A 14582-nucleotide genomic window follows, 5' to 3' on the forward strand; every position below is an offset into this window, starting at 1 on the left:
GGGAACCCGACGGGCTCGACCCCGTCCGCGCCACTTCGGCCGCCACGCGCCAGCAGAAGTGGCGCAGCGATGCCGAAGTGGCGCGGACGCACCGCGCTGGGGCAGCGGCCGGCACGGGAACGGACAGCCGGCACCGGGCGGGCGCCGGCCGCGCGGCGCCCCGGGCCTGCTCAGTCGTCGATCGTGATGTACGTCTTCCGCAGCGCCTCGTGCACGTGCCAGACGCCTTCCCAGCCGCTCGGCATCACGAGCGTGTCGCCCGCACCGATGGTGGCCCGCTGCCCGCCCGCCGTCTCCACGGTGACGGAGCCCGAGAGGATCTGGCAGATCTCGGTGTAGCCGTCACGGCGGGCCGTGAAGCTGCCGGGCGAGCACTCCCAGAAGCCGACCTCGGTGCCGCCGCCGCTCCAGAGCGGGCTCGTCGCCTCGACGACGTCCGGCGTGGTGGCGGTCGGCTTCGGGGCCGGCTCGCCGAGGTCGGCGGCGAGCGGCTGGGACTGGATGACGAACTCGACGGTCATGCTGGTTCCTCTCGTGAGCGTGGAATCGTGCCTCGGTGCCCTCCGGCCCCGGTGCCCTCGTGCCTCAGTGCCGGCCGGCGATGAGATCGGCGAGCCGGGCGGTCGGCGCCGTCGTGCTGCGTCCGGCGAACTCGGCCCGGTCGGCGTTGCGGTAGAGCCCGTAGATCCCCTGCACGGCGAGCCAGCGCAGCGGCTCGAACTCCCAGTTGCGGGCGCGGTGCCCCACCCAGGGCAGCCGCACGAGCTCGGTGTCGCGTTGCAGCACCAGGTCGGCGAGCGTGCGTCCGGCGAGGTTCGTCGCCGTGACGCCCGTGCCGACGTAGCCGCCGGCCCAGCCGAGTCCGGTCGAGGCATCCAGTCCGACCGTGGCGGCCCAGTCGCGCGGCACGCCGAGCACGCCGCCCCAGCCGTGCGCGATCGGCACCTCGGCGGCGGCCGGGAAGAAGCGGCGCAGCAGCGCCGCGAGCGACTCGATCGTCTGCGCCTGCGTCGCCCCGTCGGTGTCGACGCGCGAGCCGTAGCGGTACGGCACGCCGCGGCCGCCGAACGCGATGCGGTCGTCGGCGGTGCGCTGCGCGTACATGTAGACGTGCGCGAAGTCGCCGAGGGTGTCGCGACCGGCCCAGCCGAGCTCGTCCCACACCGCCGCGGGGATCGGGTCGGTCACGATCATCGACGAGTTCATCGGCAACCAGCGCCGGTGCTCGCCCTTCAGGTTCGCCGTGAAGCCCTCGGTCGCGCGCAGCACGTGCCCGGCGCGCACGACGCCGCGCTCGGTGACGGCCTCGCCCGGCCGGATCTCGGTGACGAGCGTCTGCTCGAGGATCGGCACCCCCAGCGCCTCGACGGCTGCGGCGAGGCCGCGGGCGAGCTTCGCCGGGTGCACGCGCGCGCAGTGCGGGTGCCACACCCCGCCGAGCGTGCCGGCGACGTTGACGCGGGCGGCGGATGCCTCGGCCGAGAGCAGCTCGACGTCGGCGCCGGGCCACTCCGCCTCTGCCGCGGCGAACGCCTGCAGGCGGGCCAGCTGAGCGGGCGCGTACGCCACGTTCAGTTCGCCGCCCTTCACGAGGTCGGCATCGATTCCCTCGGCCTCGGTGACCCGGGCGACCTCGTCGACGGTCTCGTTCAGTGCGCGCTGCTGGGTGATGGCGGCCTGCCGGCCGTGCGACTTCGCGTAGCGCTCGCGGCCACCGGTCACGGAGTTGGTGAGCCATCCGCCGTTCCGCCCGGAGGCGCCGAACCCCGCGAACCGCGCCTCGAGCACGACGACCCGGAGGTCGGGCTGCAGCGTCTTCAGGTAGTACGCCGTCCAGAGGCCGGTGTACCCGCCGCCGACGATCGCGACGTCGACGTCGAGGTCGCCGTCGAGCCCCTTCCGCGGCGCGGGGAGCCCGAGCTGCTGCCACCACCAGGACACTCCGCCGTTGCCCGTCATCGTTTCCTCCCTGCGACGTTCCGTCCGACGACGGCCGTCCGTTCGATCATGCGGGACGCCCCGGCTGGGGCGCCACCGTCCATCTGCTGGCTTTCCGGACTCCGTCCGGACGATGTGTCGTGCGCGCCCGGTCGGGCGCCCCCTCTGCCCCTCCGTGCTCTGCCCCTCCGTGCTCTGCCCCTCCGTGCTCTGCCCCTTCGTGCTCTCTCCCGGCGGGGTCGTTTCCCGACACGCGCTCCGCGCCCGGGCCATCCGCCCGTCGGAATCCGACCCCCTCGGGGTGGCGGGGGCGGGGCGGGCGGAGCGGGCGCTACCCGGGCACCACTTCCCGCCGTTTCCCTCGAAAGGGTCGAATCACGGCAAGCGTGTGGCGCCCGAGCCATCCCGCCGTCGGAATCCGACCCCCTCGGCGGGGCGCGGGCCGCGCGGGGCGCTGCGGGAGCCGCACCCACCCCCTAACGGCGGGACACCGCGCGGCCGAGAGTGAACAGCGGCGGCCGTCCTGGCCGCCTCCGCACATCGGGGGACCCATGATCGTCGTGACACGACTGAACGGCAGCAGCTTCGCGCTGAACGCCGACCTCGTCGAGCGCATCCACGCGACCCCCGACACGACGCTGCTCATGGTCGACGGCACCAACTACGTCGTGACCGAGTCCGTCGACGAGGTCATCGAGCGGATCGTCGAGTTCCGCGCCCGCGTGCTCGCCCGCGCGCAGGAACTCGACCGCGGCACCCCCGCCCCCGTGACCCGCCTCACCCTGGCACCGAAGGCGGACTGACCGTGGACCCTTCCCTGCTCATCGGCCTCGTGCTCGCGTTCGGCTCCCTGTACGCGATGATCACGATGGAGGGCGCGAACGTCGGGGCGCTCCTCCTCCCCGCACCGATGGCGCTCGTCTTCGGGGCGACCATCGCCGTCGGCATCGCCGGCGCGACGCTCAGCGACGCGTTCCGCGCGGTCAAGGCCCTCCCCCGCGCCTTCCGCGGGAAGACGGCGAAACCGCAGGGCACGATCGACCGGCTCGTGGAGATCGCGGAGAAGGCGCGGCGCGAGGGCCTCCTCTCGCTCGAACAGGATGCCTCGGAGACCGACGACCCGTTCCTCCGCAACGCGCTGCAGAACATCGCCGACGGCACCGACGGCGACGAACTCCGTTCGCTCCTCGAGGAGGAGATCGCCTCCAAGGAGCGCGACGGCATGCAGTCCGCCAAGTTCTACAAGGCGCTCGGCGGCTACGCCCCGACCATCGGCATCATCGGCACCGTGGTCTCGCTCACCCACGTGCTCGAGAAGCTCGACTCCCCCGACACGCTCGGCCCGTCGATCGCGACCGCCTTCGTCGCCACGCTCTGGGGCCTGCTCTCGGCGAACTTCATCTGGCTGCCGATCGGCGACCGGATCGCCCGGCTCACCACGCTCGAGGCCGAGCACATGACGCTCGTGATGGAGGGTGCGCTCGCCGTGCAGGCCGGCAGTCAGCCCCGACTCCTCGGCGAGCGCCTGCGCGCGATCGCCCCGGGCCTGGGGCAGCAGCAAGAGGCGGCATGAGCGCCCGGCGGAAGCGCCGCCAGGCCGGTGGCGAGGTCCACAACGACGAACGCTGGATGGCGTCGTACATGGACATGGTCACGGTGCTCATGTGCATGTTCATCGTGCTGTTCGCCATGTCGACCGTCGACGCGGAGAAGTTCGAGGCGCTCAGCAACTCGCTCGCCACGGGCTTCGGCCAGGAGATCAGTGACGAGGTGGATGCCTCGGACGGGTACGTCGTACCCGCCGAGCTGCGCAGCGACGAGATGGAGCAGGAGCCGACGCCGCTCGACCTCGCGAAGCAGGAGCTGCAGAACCTCGTCGAGATCCGCGACCGCATCGACGCCGGCCTGAAGCAGGCGGGCCTGCGCGAGGCCGTCGCCTTCGACATCGACGAGCACGGCCTCATCATCCGCCTCGTCGGCGCGGAGACGTACTTCACCGGCAACAGCGTCGAGCTCAGCGAGCTCGCGCAGCGGGTGCTGACGATCGTGGGCGGGGTGCTGAAGACCCTTCCGAACGAGATCCGCGTGGAGGGCCACGCTGACCCGCACGGTTCACCCGGGCCGTTCCCGACGGACTGGGAGCTCGCGAGCGGACGCGCCGCCCGCGTCGTGCGGTACTTCGTCGAGCAGGGCTCGCTGGCGCCCGAGCGCGCGGTCGCGATCGGCTACGGCTCGGCGCGGCCGATCACGGCACGGACCGACGAGGAGGGGATGTCGCTGAACCGCCGGGTCGACCTCGTCGTGGTGTCGGACCAGCCCGAGGACGTGCGGGCGCTGCTCCCCGCCCTCTACGACCAGCTCGAAGCGGCGACGACGGCCGGGCAGTAGCTGCCCCTGGCTCCCCGAGCCGTCGAGGGGCGCCCTGGGTCCCCGAGCTTGTCGAGGGGCGCTTCGACGAGCTCAGCGAACCACCCCTGGCTCCCCGAGCTTGTCGAGGGGCGCTTCGACGAGCTCAGCGAACCAACGCTTCGACGAGCTCAGCGAACCAACGCTTCGACGAGCTCAGCGAACCAACGCTTCGACGAGCTCAGCGAACCGGGCTAACCGCGCCCGGCACCGCGACCGATAGTGGGATCCGTGCTGACGAGAACCGAGGAGCAGGTCGAGACGCCGACGCGCGCCGCCGAGCCCTACGACTTCCGTCGACCGACGACGCTCGCCCGCGAGCACTCCCGCGTGCTCGAGCTCGCCTTCGAGAGCTTCGCCCGGCAGTGGGGCACGCAGCTCACCGCGAACGTGCGCGCCCGCTCCCAGGCGACGTTCCTGCAGGTGGCGATGCACACGTACGACGACTACGCCGCCTCGCTGCCGCCCGCCACCACGATGGTGCTCTGCCGGCTCGCGGGCGACGAGGCGAAGGCCGTCATCCAGTTCCCCGCCTCGGCCGCGCTCGGTTGGATGACGCACATGCTCGGCGGCTCCGGCGAGCGCATCGAGCCCGAGCGCACCTTCACCGAGATCGAGCAGCAGCTGTTGCGCGCGCTCATCGACGACCTGCTGGACGACCTGCAGTACTCGCTCGGCCGCATCCTGCCCGCCCGCCCGGAGTTCGACTCGCTGCACCACACGGCGCAGTTCGCCCAGGCGGCGCCGACGTCGGCGCTGATGATCGTCGCGAGCTTCGTCGTCGAGTGCGCCGAGCGCGAGACGACGGCGACCTTGGCACTGCCCGCCGACGCGGTGCTCCGCGGACTGGGCGAGTCGAACCCCGTCGTCGCGACCGACCGCGCCCGCAGCCTCGTCGCGGCGCAGATCGAGCTCACCCCGGTGCCGCTCGGCGTCGGCCTCGCGCCCGTGCCGGTGACCCCGCAGGACATCCTCGAGCTCGCCGTCGGCGACGTGATCCCCCTCGCGCACGCCGCGAGCGAGCCGTTCCTCGTCACGGTCGACGGCCGTGCCGTCGGGCGCGCGGCGATCGGCCGCACCGGCAACCGGCTCGCCTGCACCATCACCGAGACCCTGGAGATCCTCTGATGACCTCGACCACCTCCGCCGCGCTCGCCGCCGACGCCGCCGCCGAGCTCGCCCGCGCCCTGCCGAGCGAGAACGGCTACACGGTCGGCGGGACGGCGGGCCGGGTCGCGCCCGCGGAGTCCTTCGAGGCGAGCTCGGTCGGGCAGGTCTCGGTCGATGTCGCAGTCGGGTTCCTCGGCGTCGGAACGATCGCCCACGACGGGCTCGCCGTGCAGAACCTCGTGCACCCGGCGCTCGCCGCCGCGGCCCGCGTCTACGGCACGGGCGTGCTGGGCGAGGTCCGCGAGGGCGCCGGGCTCTTCGACGACCCCGACGCGGAGGTCTTCGAGCTGCTCGACGGTGAGACGATCGTCGGCTGGTTCGCGGTGCGGCCGCGCCGCTCGGCCCGCCAGGGCGGCCCGCTCGCGGGCGACCCGGAGGAGCGGTTGAACCGCATCAACGGCGTCGAGATGGCGCTCACGGTCGAGATCGGCCGGACGCGGATGACGGTGCGCGACGTGCTGGGCCTCGAGCCCGGCGCCGTGGTCGAGCTCGACCGCTCGGCGGGCGCCCCGGCCGACATCCTGCTGAACGGCCGCGTCATCGCCCACGGCGAGGTCGTCGTCGTCGACCAGGACTACGGCGTGCGCGTCACCCGCATCCTCGACGCCCAGGAGGGCGCCCGCTAGTGGATGCCGTCTTCCTCGTCCTCCGCGTGGTCGTCGCCCTCGGCGTCGTCCTCGCCGTCATCTGGGTGGCGCACCGCCAGCTCAGCCGGCGGCGTTCGGGGTCGAGGAAGGCGAACCTCGTGCAGGTCGTGGCGCGCCAGTCGCTGTCGCCGAAGGCCTCGGTCGCGATCGTGGATGCCGACGGCCGCCGCCTCGTGCTGGGCGTCACCGAGCACGGGGTCTCGGTGCTGAGCGATCGCCCGGCGCCGGTGCCCGACGCGGAGTTCGACGCGGTGCTCGCCGCCGCAGTCGCGCCCGCCGAGCCCGTGCGGGCCGAGGCATCCGCGCAGCCGTCAGCAGCGCGTCGTGAGGACGACGCCCGCGAGGACCTCGACCCCTTCGCCATCTTCGACGGCCCTTCGGCTGACGCCGAACCGCCCGCCACCCGCCGTGCCGCCCTCGCGGCGGCCTCCACCGGACCCGCATCGCACGGATCGCGCCGCGGGTCGATCCTCTCGGCCGAGACATGGAAGCGCTCGCTCGCCGGGGTGAAGGAGGGCCTCGGCATATGACGCGCCCCTCGGCCGGCAGCAGCCGGTCGGGGAAGCCTCTGCGGATCGCCGCCATCGCGGCCGCTTCCATCCTGATCGCGCTCCTCTGGGTCGTGCTCTCCTCCGCAGCCGGCTTCGCCGTGGAGATCGACCCCACCGTCCCGGAACCGCCGAGCGACCCCGTCGCCCCCGTGGATCCCGGGCAGGGCGGCTTCGGCGTGTCCATCAACGGCCCCGACGGCACGCCCTCCTCGGCGATCGTCACTCTCATCGGCATCACCCTGCTCGCCGTCGCCCCGGCGCTGCTGATCATGACGACCTCGTTCACGAAGATCTTCGTGGTGCTCGCGATGGCCCGCAACGCGCTGTCGCTGCCGGCGATCCCGCCGAACCAGGTGCTCGCCGGCCTCGCCCTGTTCCTCTCCTTCTTCGTCATGCAGCCGGTGCTCGCGCAGGTGAACGAGCTCGGCATCCAGCCCTACCTCGCCGGTCAGCTCGACGCGAGCCAGGCGTTCGAGGCGGGCGTCGCGCCGCTGCGCGACTGGATGCTGTCGTTCACCCGGGAGGAGGACCTCGCCCTGATGACCAGGGCCGCAGGGCTCCCGAACCCCGCGGACCCCTCGGCGGTCGACCTCTGGACGCTGATCCCCGCCTTCGTCATCTCGGAGCTGCGTTCGGCGTTCATCATCGGCTTCGTCGTGTTCGTGCCGTTCCTCGTCATCGACCTCGTCGTCTCCGCGGTGCTGATGTCGATGGGCATGATGATGCTGCCGCCGGTGATGATCTCGCTGCCGTTCAAGATCCTGCTGTTCATCCTCGTCGACGGCTGGGGCCTGCTCGCCACGACCCTCGTCTCCAGTTACCGGGGAGGCTGAGTGGACACCGCCGCCGTCCTCGACATCGGCCTGCAGGGCCTCCTCGTCGCCGCGAAGCTCGGCGCGCCGGCGCTGCTCACCGCGCTCGTCGTGGGCTTCGCGATCTCGCTGCTGCAGTCGATCACGCAGATCCAGGAGGTGACGCTCTCGTTCGTGCCGAAGGCGGTCGCCGTCGGCATCGCGCTCGTCGTCTGCGGGCACTGGATGATCAGCGAGATCGTGGCCTTCACGCTCGGCCTGTTCGAGCGCATCCCGAGCCTCGTGGGGGCCGGCTGATGGAGTTCACCTTCGACCCCGCCTGGCTCGAGGCCGTGATGCTCGCGAGCGTGCGGATGGCCGCGTTCCTCGTGATCGCCCCGCCGTTCTCGAACCGGGCGGTGCCGATGCGGGTGAAGGCCGGGCTCGCGCTCGCGCTCGGGCTGGCCGTGTCGCCCGCCGTGGTGCCCGGCTACACGCCGCCCGACGGCGCCGGCTTCCTCGGCGCCCTCATCGCGGAGGTCGGCACGGGGGCGCTGCTCGGCTTCCTCGTCTACGCCGTGTTCAGCGCGATCCAGTCCGCCGGCGGGCTGCTCGACCTCTTCGGCGGCTTCCAGCTCGCGCAGGGCTTCGACCCGCAGTCGATGGTGCAGGGCGCCCAGTTCGCCCGCTTCTTCAACCTCGCGGCGATCGCGCTGATGGCCGCCTCAGGCGCGTACCTCGTGGTGCTGATGGGCATGTTCCAGTCGTTCGACGCGATCCCGCTCGGCGTCGGGATCGACGTGGCCCGCTCGGCGGAGTCCGCGGTCGACGCGGCGAGCGGCATCCTCGTCTCCGCGGCGCAGATCGCGGGGCCGCTGCTCGTCGTGCTGTTCCTCGCCGACGCGGGCCTCGGCCTGCTGACCCGCGTCGCACCGGCCTTGAACGCCTTCGCGATGGGCTTCCCGCTGAAGATCCTGCTGACCCTCGCCCTCGCCGGGACCGTCTTCGTCGCACTCCCCGGCGTCGTCGACGCGCTCGCCGAGACCGCGATCGGCGCGATGCGGAAGGGGTGGTGAGCGATGAGCGACGTCGGTGAGCGCAGCGAGCAGGCGACGGACAAGCGGATGCGCGAGGTGCGCCGCGAGGGCAAGCTGCAGCGCTCGCAGGACCTCACCGCCTGGGTCGGTATCGGCGCGATCGCCGTCGTGCTGCCGGCGACGATCGCGGTCGGGACGGATGCCGCGGTGGCCCAGTTCCACCTCGTGGCCGAGGTCGCCGCCGCCCCATCTGGCGCCGCGGCGACCCAGGCGCTCGAGGCCGGGTTCGCCTCGATGCTGCCGACCCTCGGCCTCGCGTTCGTCGTCGTCTCGCTCGTCGTGCTCGCGGCCGCGGTGCTGCAGGGCGGCGTGCACTTCCGCCGCAAGTTCTGGCGCTTCGAGCAGTTCGACCCGGTGAAGGGCGTCGGTCGCGTCTTCGGTTTCCAGGCGCTCTGGCAGGGCGCCAAGGCGCTCGCGAAGACGGCGATCCTCGGCATCGTGCTCTGGTCGGTCGTGCAGTCGCTCATGCCGATCCTCGCGGGGGCCGGCGGACTGCCGCTCACCACCGTGCTGCAGGCCGCCTCGGACGGCGTCGCCGCCCTCGTCGTCACCGCCGTCGCGGTGGGCCTCGTGCTCGCCGCGCTCGACGTGCTGGTCGTGCGCCGCCGCAACCGCAAGCACACGATGATGACGAAGAAGGAGGTGCGCGACGAGGCGAAGCACACCGACGGCGACCCGCTCGTGAAGTCGCAGCGCCGCTCGCGGCAGTTGGCGATGAGCCGGAACCGCATGATCGCCTCCGTCGCCGACGCGAGCGTCGTCGTCGTGAACCCCACCCACGTGGCCGTCGCCCTCCGCTACGAGCCCGGACGCAGCGCCCCGCGGCTCGTCGCGAAGGGCAAGGGGCACATCGCCGCCCGCATCCGCGAGGAGGCCGCGGCGGCCGGGGTGCCGCTCGTGCGCGACGTTCCGCTCGCCCGGGCGCTGCACGCGGCGTGCCGGCTCGGCGAGGAGATCCCCGTCGAGCTCTACCAGGCCGTCGCCGTCGTGCTCACCTTCGTGCAGGCCCTCCGCCGCCGCGGCAGCACCGCCGGCGTGCACACCATGACCACCATGACCCCCGCCGGAGGTGTCGGATGAACCGCAGGCTCTCCATGATCGCGGTGCCGCTCGGCGTCGTCGGCATCCTGCTGCTGCTGATCGTGCCCGTGCCCGCCTGGATGCTCGACGCCCTCATCGTCGTGAACATCCTCTTCGCGCTCGTCATCCTGCTGACGACCATGTTCGTGAAGAAGCCGCTCGACTTCTCGGTGTTCCCCTCGCTGCTGCTCGTGGCGACCCTGTTCCGGCTCGGCCTGAACGTGGCCTCCACGCGCCTGGTGCTCGGCGAGGGCTACGCGGGGCAGGTCATCGCGGCCTTCGGGCATGTGGCGGTCGGCGGCTCGATCATCATCGGCGCGGTCGTGTTCCTCATCCTCGTCGTCATCCAGTTCGTCGTCGTCACGAAGGGCGCCGAGCGCGTCGCCGAGGTCGGCGCCCGCTTCACCCTCGACGCGATGCCGGGCAAGCAGATGGCGATCGACGCCGACCTGAACGCGGGCCTCATCACCGAGACCGAGGCGCGCCGCCGCCGCGAGGAGGTCTCGGCCGAGGCCGACTTCTACGGCGCGATGGACGGCGCCTCGAAGTTCGTGAAGGGCGACGCCATCGCCGGCATCGTCATCATCCTCATCAACATCATCGGCGGCATCACGATCGGCATGGTGCAGCGCGGCATGGAGATCGGCGACGCGCTGAACACCTACACGCTGCTCACCATCGGCGACGGTCTCGTCACCCAGATCCCCGCGCTGCTGATGGCGGTGTCCACCGGCATGGTCGTCACCCGCTCGAACAGCGAGACCGACATGGGCGACAGCGCAGCGGCGCAGCTCATGCAGTCGCGCACCGCGCTCGGCATCGCGGCGGGCGCCGCGGTGCTGATGGGCTTCATCCCCGGGATGCCGATCCTGCCGTTCCTCGGCGCCGGCATCGTGCTCGCGATGCTCGCCCAGCGGGTGCGCACGAGGGAGCGCTCCGCGGAGCAGCAGGCGCGGGCGGACGAGATCGAGGCCGCGGCGCCCCGCGCCGAGACGACGGAGGACATCCTCGCGCAGGCCCGGGTGCACGCCCTCGAGATCGGCCTCGCCACCGACCTCGTCGACCTCGTCAACGGCTCCGCCGACGACCTCCTGGCCCGGGTGAAGGCCCTGCGGCGCAAGCTCGCGATGGAGATGGGCTTCGTCATCCCCCCGGTGCGCACGCGCGACAGCGTCGAGCTGCCGCCGTCGACCTACTCGATCCGCGTCGCGGGCGTCGAGGTGGGCCGCGGGCAGGCGCCGCCCGGCCGCGCCCTGGCGCTCGGCGACCACCTGGAGTCGCTGCCCGGCGAGCCGACGATCGAACCGGTGTGGGGGCTCGCGGGCAAGTGGGTGCCTACGGAGTCGCGCCGCAACGCCGAGCTGCTCGGCGCGACCGTCATCGACCGGGTGTCGGTGATCGTGACGCACCTGTCGAGCATCGTCGGGGATCACGCCGCGCGCCTGCTCAGCCGCGAGGACGTGCGCGTGCTCACCGAGGGCGTGCGGGCCGAGAACCCGGCGGCCGTGGAGGAGCTCACGCCGACCCCGCTGTCGCTCGCGGAGGTGCAGCGGGTGCTGCAGGGCCTCCTCGCCGAGCGGGTGCCGATCACCGACCTGCCGCGCATCTACGAGGCCGTCTCGCTACGGGCGAAGACGACGACCGACCCGGAGCTGCTCGTCGAGGCCGCCCGCGACGCCCTGGGCGCGGTGCTGCCGACGGCGTTCGCCGACGACGGGGTGCTCCGCGTGGTGATGATCGACCCGATGCTCGAGCAGCGCATGCTCGAGGGACTGCGGCCGAGCGAGCACGGCAGCCAGATCCTGCTGCCGCCCGAGACGATCGAGCGTGTGCTCACGGGCGTGCGCGACCGGATCCGTTCGGCGGAGGCCGAGGGCGGCCGGGCGGTCCTCGTCTGCGCGCCCGCGCTCCGGCCCGCCGTGCACCGGCTCGTCGCGGCGCAGTCGCCGGGGACCCCGGTGCTCTCCTACCAGCAGGCGTCCGCGGGCGCCGCGACCATCGAGACCGTGGGGGTGATCCGGAGCGATGCCGAGCTTCCGGCGTAAGGCGGCCAGCCTCGAGGAGCTGCGCATGCAGGTGCTCCTCGCCTACGGGCCCGAGGCCCGCATCACCGAGGCGACCCGGGTGACCCGCAAGGGCCTCGGCCGCTTCCTCGCGCACGAGGAGATCGAGGCGACGGTCATCGTGCCCGACGACGCGGCGCCCGCCGGCGGGATCGCCCCCGAGCGCGTGGACCGCGCGGGCATCGCGGCGCTCCTCGCCGACGCGGATCGCGCGGACGGCGGCAGCGGCACGGCCGGGCCCCCGATCGCCCGCGGGGCCGCGGCCGCCGAGCCGGCCGCCGGCCCGCAGGCCTCGACCTCGAGCCGGGACTTCGCGGCGCTGCTCGCCGACGTCGAACGCGCGATCGCCGTGCCGCCGACGGCGACGGCAGCGGCAGCGGCGGGGGCGGCAGCGACGACGGTGTCGGCGTCGGCGTCGGCAGCGACGACGGCAGGGACGGCGACGCCGGCGTTCGCAGCCGGCGGGGCCGAGCTGAACGGATCCCCCAGTACCAGCGGGGCGCCCGAACCGGAGGCCTCCGCCGACACCGCAGACCCCGATGACCGCCCGATCGTGCTCGAAGCCGTGCGCCCGTCGCTCGCCGAGCTCGAGGCGCCCGAGGTGCCCTTCGTCGCGGACCGTGCATCCGCCGGCGACTTCGTGCTCGTCCTCGGCCTGGGCGACGACGCGACGACGGCGGCGCGCGGGCTCGTCGGCCAGGCCGCCGGCGCCCCGCTGCTCCTCCACGGCCGGACGGCCGACGCCGCGGCCGACATCCCCGATCGACGGGCCGCGCTCGCCGCCCGGATGCGGGCCGTCGAACAGCACGCGGCCGTCGTGCTCGCCGTGTCGGTCGGGCTCCAGGAGGAGCTGACCGCGCTCGCCGAACTGCGCCCCGACGAAGTCTGGGTCGCCGTCGACGTCAGCCGGCGCACCGACGACACGGGCTACTGGCTGGCCCGGGTGGATGCCGCGCTGCCGATCTCGGCGATCGCGGCCGTGGGTGCGGAGCGGACGAGGCATCCGCTCGACGTCTCACGGTTCGGTCCCCGCGTCGGGTGGCGACAGCCGCCGAGCTGATCGGCGCCATCCGCCCCGTTCTGCGTCGGTGCCGCGCATGATGGTGGTAACGGCCGCCGGGGAGTCTGCGGCCAGGAGGAGTGAAGCAGGGATGCTGGTACTGACCCGGAAGTCGAACGAGCGCGTGCTCATCGGCGACGACATCGTCATCACGGTGCTGGAGGTCCGGGGCGACAGCTCCGTGCGGCTCGGCATCGAAGCGCCGCGCGATCGGCGCATCCAGCGCGAGGAGATCGTGGTCGGCGTGACCGACGCGAACCGCGAGGCCGCCGCCATCGGCTCGGGCGCGGAGTCCGAGCTGCTCAAACTCCTCGGCCGCTGACCCCACCCCGCCCACGCCCCCATCCCCCTGCCGCGCCCCCCCCTACCGCGCCCCCCAACCGCTGAAGGGGTCATTTTGCGGCATCCGCAGCGGGCTCCGGCCATGGCCATGCCGGAAATCGACCCTTTCGGCAACAGCGGCACGCAGCGGAGCGGGGCGGGGCGAAGCGGGGCCCGGCGGGGCGGGGCCCGGCGGAGCGGGGCCCCGGCGGCTCAGGCGGCGGCGAGCACCTCGGCGAGCGGGGCGCGGAGCGGCCAGTCCCCGCGATCGAGGATGGTCTGCCGGGCGCGGCCGTCCGCGGCCACGACGATCGGCGCCTGCAGGTTGACCGTCGTCGGCGCCGCCGAGGGGTTCACCACGACGTACACGGCGGGATCGGCGTCGCCGAGCTCGTCCAGGTCGATGCGCGGCACGACGGGGTGGTACCCGGGCAGGTGCAGCGAGGCATCCAGCACGTAGAGGCGCGCGTCGCCGGACGCCGCACGGAGGGCGAGCAGGCCCGGGGCGCCGTCGACCGCGGCGAGCTCGAAGTCCGTGTCGGCGAGGCCGAACGGCGGGGCGAGGAAGGTCAGTCGGGTCATCGCAGGAAGTCCATCAGGGTCGGGCGCACGGCGCGGGCGGTCGCGGCGAGCGCGGCCTGGTGCGCGATCTCGCTCGTCGAGAGGTCGATGGCGGCCGTCGCGACGTCGATGTCCTCGAGCCGGCTGCGGGTCGCCTCGAGGTCGATCTTCTGCGCGAGGTTGCGGTCGACCGCCGCGAGCACCGTCGAGTGCCGCGCTCCGGCGGCCGCGTGCGCATCGAGCACCGCCGAGCGGTGCGCGTCGAGCGCGGTGATCTCGCCGCCGATCGGGGTCCCCGCCCGGAGCCCGGCGGAGATGCGGTCGATGGTCGCGAACACCGAGCCCGCGCCGACGCCGAAGACGCTCGAGCCGTCGACGTCCACGCGCACCGTGGTGCCGTCGTCGATGCGCCGGTCGACGGTGCCGGCGCCGCCCGAGAAGGCGTAGCCCGCGTCGAACGCGGGCTGGTCGGAGGTGCCGGCGAACACCTGCCGGCCCCCGTAGCTCGCGTTCGCCTGGGCGAGGAGCAGATCCCGCACCGCGTCGAGCTCGGCGGCGATCGCGTCCTTCTGCGGCTGCGAGAGTGCGCCGTCGTTGGAGCCCTGCAGGGTGAGGTCGCGGGCGCGCCCGAGGAGCGAGGTGGTCGACTGCAGCGCCGAGTCGATCGTCGAGAGCCAGGCGTTGCCGTCCTGGATGTTCCGGGAGTACTGCAGGTTCGCGCGCTGCTCGGCCCGGACCTGCATCGCGCGGGCGGTGGCCGCCGGATCGTCCGACGGCTTCGTGATGGCCTTGAAGTCCGTCGCCCGCTGCTGCGCCCTGGCGAGCTGGGATGCCGCGAGCTGCAGATTGCGCGCCGAGGACTGCGCGATGGACATCGTGGTGACGCGGTTCATCATC

Annotated in this window: 17 protein-coding genes; 13 read left to right on the forward strand and 4 right to left on the reverse strand. The window is 73.2% G+C overall.

Going from position 1 to position 14582, the window contains the following annotated elements; translation table 11 throughout:
• Nucleotides 1–170: 170 nt before the first annotated feature.
• Together M3147_RS09590 and M3147_RS09595 are read right to left on the reverse strand one after the other, a co-directional pair.
• Nucleotides 171–521 carry a cupin domain-containing protein gene (locus M3147_RS09590; RefSeq protein WP_251203235.1) on the reverse strand — a complete coding sequence of 117 codons (351 nt, stop codon included), beginning with the start codon at nt 519–521 and terminating at the stop codon, nt 171–173.
• A 64-nt stretch (nt 522–585) separates the two neighbouring features.
• Nucleotides 586–1959, reverse strand: a complete 1374-nt coding sequence (locus tag M3147_RS09595) for an NAD(P)/FAD-dependent oxidoreductase (RefSeq protein WP_251203236.1) — start codon at nt 1957–1959, stop codon at nt 586–588.
• 530 nt (nt 1960–2489) lie between these two features.
• Here M3147_RS09595 and M3147_RS09600 point away from each other — a divergent pair.
• From M3147_RS09600 to M3147_RS09660, 13 genes are all read left to right on the forward strand, one after another.
• Entirely contained in the window at nt 2490–2741 is a 252-nt protein-coding gene (locus M3147_RS09600; RefSeq protein WP_251203237.1) for a flagellar FlbD family protein, read from the forward strand.
• A gap of 2 nt (nt 2742–2743) precedes the next feature.
• The gene (locus tag M3147_RS09605) at nt 2744–3511 is read left to right on the forward strand and encodes a motility protein A (RefSeq protein WP_251203238.1); all 768 of its coding nucleotides are present in this window, start codon (nt 2744–2746) and stop codon (nt 3509–3511) included.
• Nucleotides 3508–4326 (forward strand): OmpA/MotB family protein, encoded by an 819-nt coding sequence (locus tag M3147_RS09610; protein WP_251203239.1) that lies wholly within the window; start codon nt 3508–3510, stop codon nt 4324–4326. Before M3147_RS09605 ends, M3147_RS09610 begins: the two co-directional genes overlap by 4 nt.
• Before the next feature lie 249 nt (nt 4327–4575).
• Complete coding sequence (locus tag M3147_RS09615) at nt 4576–5472, forward strand: flagellar motor switch protein FliM (RefSeq protein ID WP_251203240.1); 897 nt, start codon at nt 4576–4578, stop codon at nt 5470–5472.
• Nucleotides 5472–6140: a flagellar motor switch protein FliN gene (fliN, locus tag M3147_RS09620; RefSeq protein ID WP_251203241.1), complete on the forward strand. Its 669-nt coding sequence runs from the start codon at nt 5472–5474 to the stop codon at nt 6138–6140. The genes M3147_RS09615 and fliN overlap by 1 nt, the downstream gene beginning before the upstream one ends.
• Nucleotides 6140–6691 (forward strand): FliO/MopB family protein, encoded by a 552-nt coding sequence (locus M3147_RS09625; protein WP_251203242.1) that lies wholly within the window; start codon nt 6140–6142, stop codon nt 6689–6691. The genes fliN and M3147_RS09625 overlap by 1 nt, the downstream gene beginning before the upstream one ends.
• Nucleotides 6688–7545, forward strand: coding sequence for a flagellar type III secretion system pore protein FliP (fliP, locus tag M3147_RS09630; RefSeq protein WP_230767283.1), 858 nt, complete (start codon nt 6688–6690; stop codon nt 7543–7545). The genes M3147_RS09625 and fliP overlap by 4 nt, the downstream gene beginning before the upstream one ends.
• Nucleotides 7546–7821: a flagellar biosynthetic protein FliQ gene (locus M3147_RS09635; protein ID WP_189084186.1), complete on the forward strand. Its 276-nt coding sequence runs from the start codon at nt 7546–7548 to the stop codon at nt 7819–7821.
• A complete protein-coding gene (locus M3147_RS09640) occupies nt 7821–8579 on the forward strand; it encodes a flagellar biosynthetic protein FliR (RefSeq protein ID WP_251203243.1) in 759 nt (252 codons plus the stop codon). The genes M3147_RS09635 and M3147_RS09640 overlap by 1 nt, the downstream gene beginning before the upstream one ends.
• A 3-nt stretch (nt 8580–8582) precedes the next feature.
• On the forward strand, nt 8583–9680 hold the full coding sequence (locus M3147_RS09645; RefSeq protein WP_251203244.1) for an EscU/YscU/HrcU family type III secretion system export apparatus switch protein: 1098 nt from the start codon (nt 8583–8585) through the stop codon (nt 9678–9680).
• The gene (flhA, locus tag M3147_RS09650; protein ID WP_251203245.1) at nt 9677–11725 is read left to right on the forward strand and encodes a flagellar biosynthesis protein FlhA; all 2049 of its coding nucleotides are present in this window, start codon (nt 9677–9679) and stop codon (nt 11723–11725) included. Before M3147_RS09645 ends, flhA begins: the two co-directional genes overlap by 4 nt.
• Before the next feature lie 25 nt (nt 11726–11750).
• Nucleotides 11751–12803, forward strand: a complete 1053-nt coding sequence (locus tag M3147_RS09655; protein WP_251203246.1) for a hypothetical protein — start codon at nt 11751–11753, stop codon at nt 12801–12803.
• Nucleotides 12804–12894: 91 nt separating this feature from the next.
• Nucleotides 12895–13125 (forward strand): carbon storage regulator, encoded by a 231-nt coding sequence (locus tag M3147_RS09660; protein WP_251203247.1) that lies wholly within the window; start codon nt 12895–12897, stop codon nt 13123–13125.
• Nucleotides 13126–13337: 212 nt separating this feature from the next.
• On the opposite strand, the gene M3147_RS09665 is transcribed toward M3147_RS09660, so the two are convergent.
• A complete protein-coding gene (locus tag M3147_RS09665) occupies nt 13338–13706 on the reverse strand; it encodes a flagellar assembly protein FliW (RefSeq protein WP_251203248.1) in 369 nt (122 codons plus the stop codon).
• Nucleotides 13703–14578, reverse strand: coding sequence for a flagellar hook-associated protein FlgL (gene flgL, locus M3147_RS09670; RefSeq protein WP_251203249.1), 876 nt, complete (start codon nt 14576–14578; stop codon nt 13703–13705). Before flgL ends, M3147_RS09665 begins: the two co-directional genes overlap by 4 nt.
• Nucleotides 14579–14582: the final 4 nt, after the last annotated feature.

Origin of the sequence: Agromyces mediolanus, from assembly GCF_023715325.1 — a bacterium.
Lineage (GTDB): Bacteria > Actinomycetota > Actinomycetes > Actinomycetales > Microbacteriaceae > Agromyces > Agromyces mediolanus_A.

Coding starts and splice junctions, on each gene's coding strand:
- M3147_RS09590 (WP_251203235.1), bottom strand. CDS start 521: ATGACCGTCGAGTTCGTCATCCAGTCCCAGCCGCTCGCCGCCGACCTC.
- M3147_RS09595 (WP_251203236.1), bottom strand. CDS start 1,959: ATGACGGGCAACGGCGGAGTGTCCTGGTGGTGGCAGCAGCTCGGGCTC.
- M3147_RS09600 (WP_251203237.1), top strand. CDS start 2,490: ATGATCGTCGTGACACGACTGAACGGCAGCAGCTTCGCGCTGAACGCC.
- M3147_RS09610 (WP_251203239.1), top strand. CDS start 3,508: ATGAGCGCCCGGCGGAAGCGCCGCCAGGCCGGTGGCGAGGTCCACAAC.
- fliN (WP_251203241.1), top strand. CDS start 5,472: ATGACCTCGACCACCTCCGCCGCGCTCGCCGCCGACGCCGCCGCCGAG.
- fliP (WP_230767283.1), top strand. CDS start 6,688: ATGACGCGCCCCTCGGCCGGCAGCAGCCGGTCGGGGAAGCCTCTGCGG.
- M3147_RS09640 (WP_251203243.1), top strand. CDS start 7,821: ATGGAGTTCACCTTCGACCCCGCCTGGCTCGAGGCCGTGATGCTCGCG.
- M3147_RS09645 (WP_251203244.1), top strand. CDS start 8,583: ATGAGCGACGTCGGTGAGCGCAGCGAGCAGGCGACGGACAAGCGGATG.
- flhA (WP_251203245.1), top strand. CDS start 9,677: ATGAACCGCAGGCTCTCCATGATCGCGGTGCCGCTCGGCGTCGTCGGC.
- M3147_RS09655 (WP_251203246.1), top strand. CDS start 11,751: ATGCAGGTGCTCCTCGCCTACGGGCCCGAGGCCCGCATCACCGAGGCG.
- M3147_RS09660 (WP_251203247.1), top strand. CDS start 12,895: ATGCTGGTACTGACCCGGAAGTCGAACGAGCGCGTGCTCATCGGCGAC.
- M3147_RS09665 (WP_251203248.1), bottom strand. CDS start 13,706: ATGACCCGACTGACCTTCCTCGCCCCGCCGTTCGGCCTCGCCGACACG.
- flgL (WP_251203249.1), bottom strand. CDS start 14,578: ATGAACCGCGTCACCACGATGTCCATCGCGCAGTCCTCGGCGCGCAAT.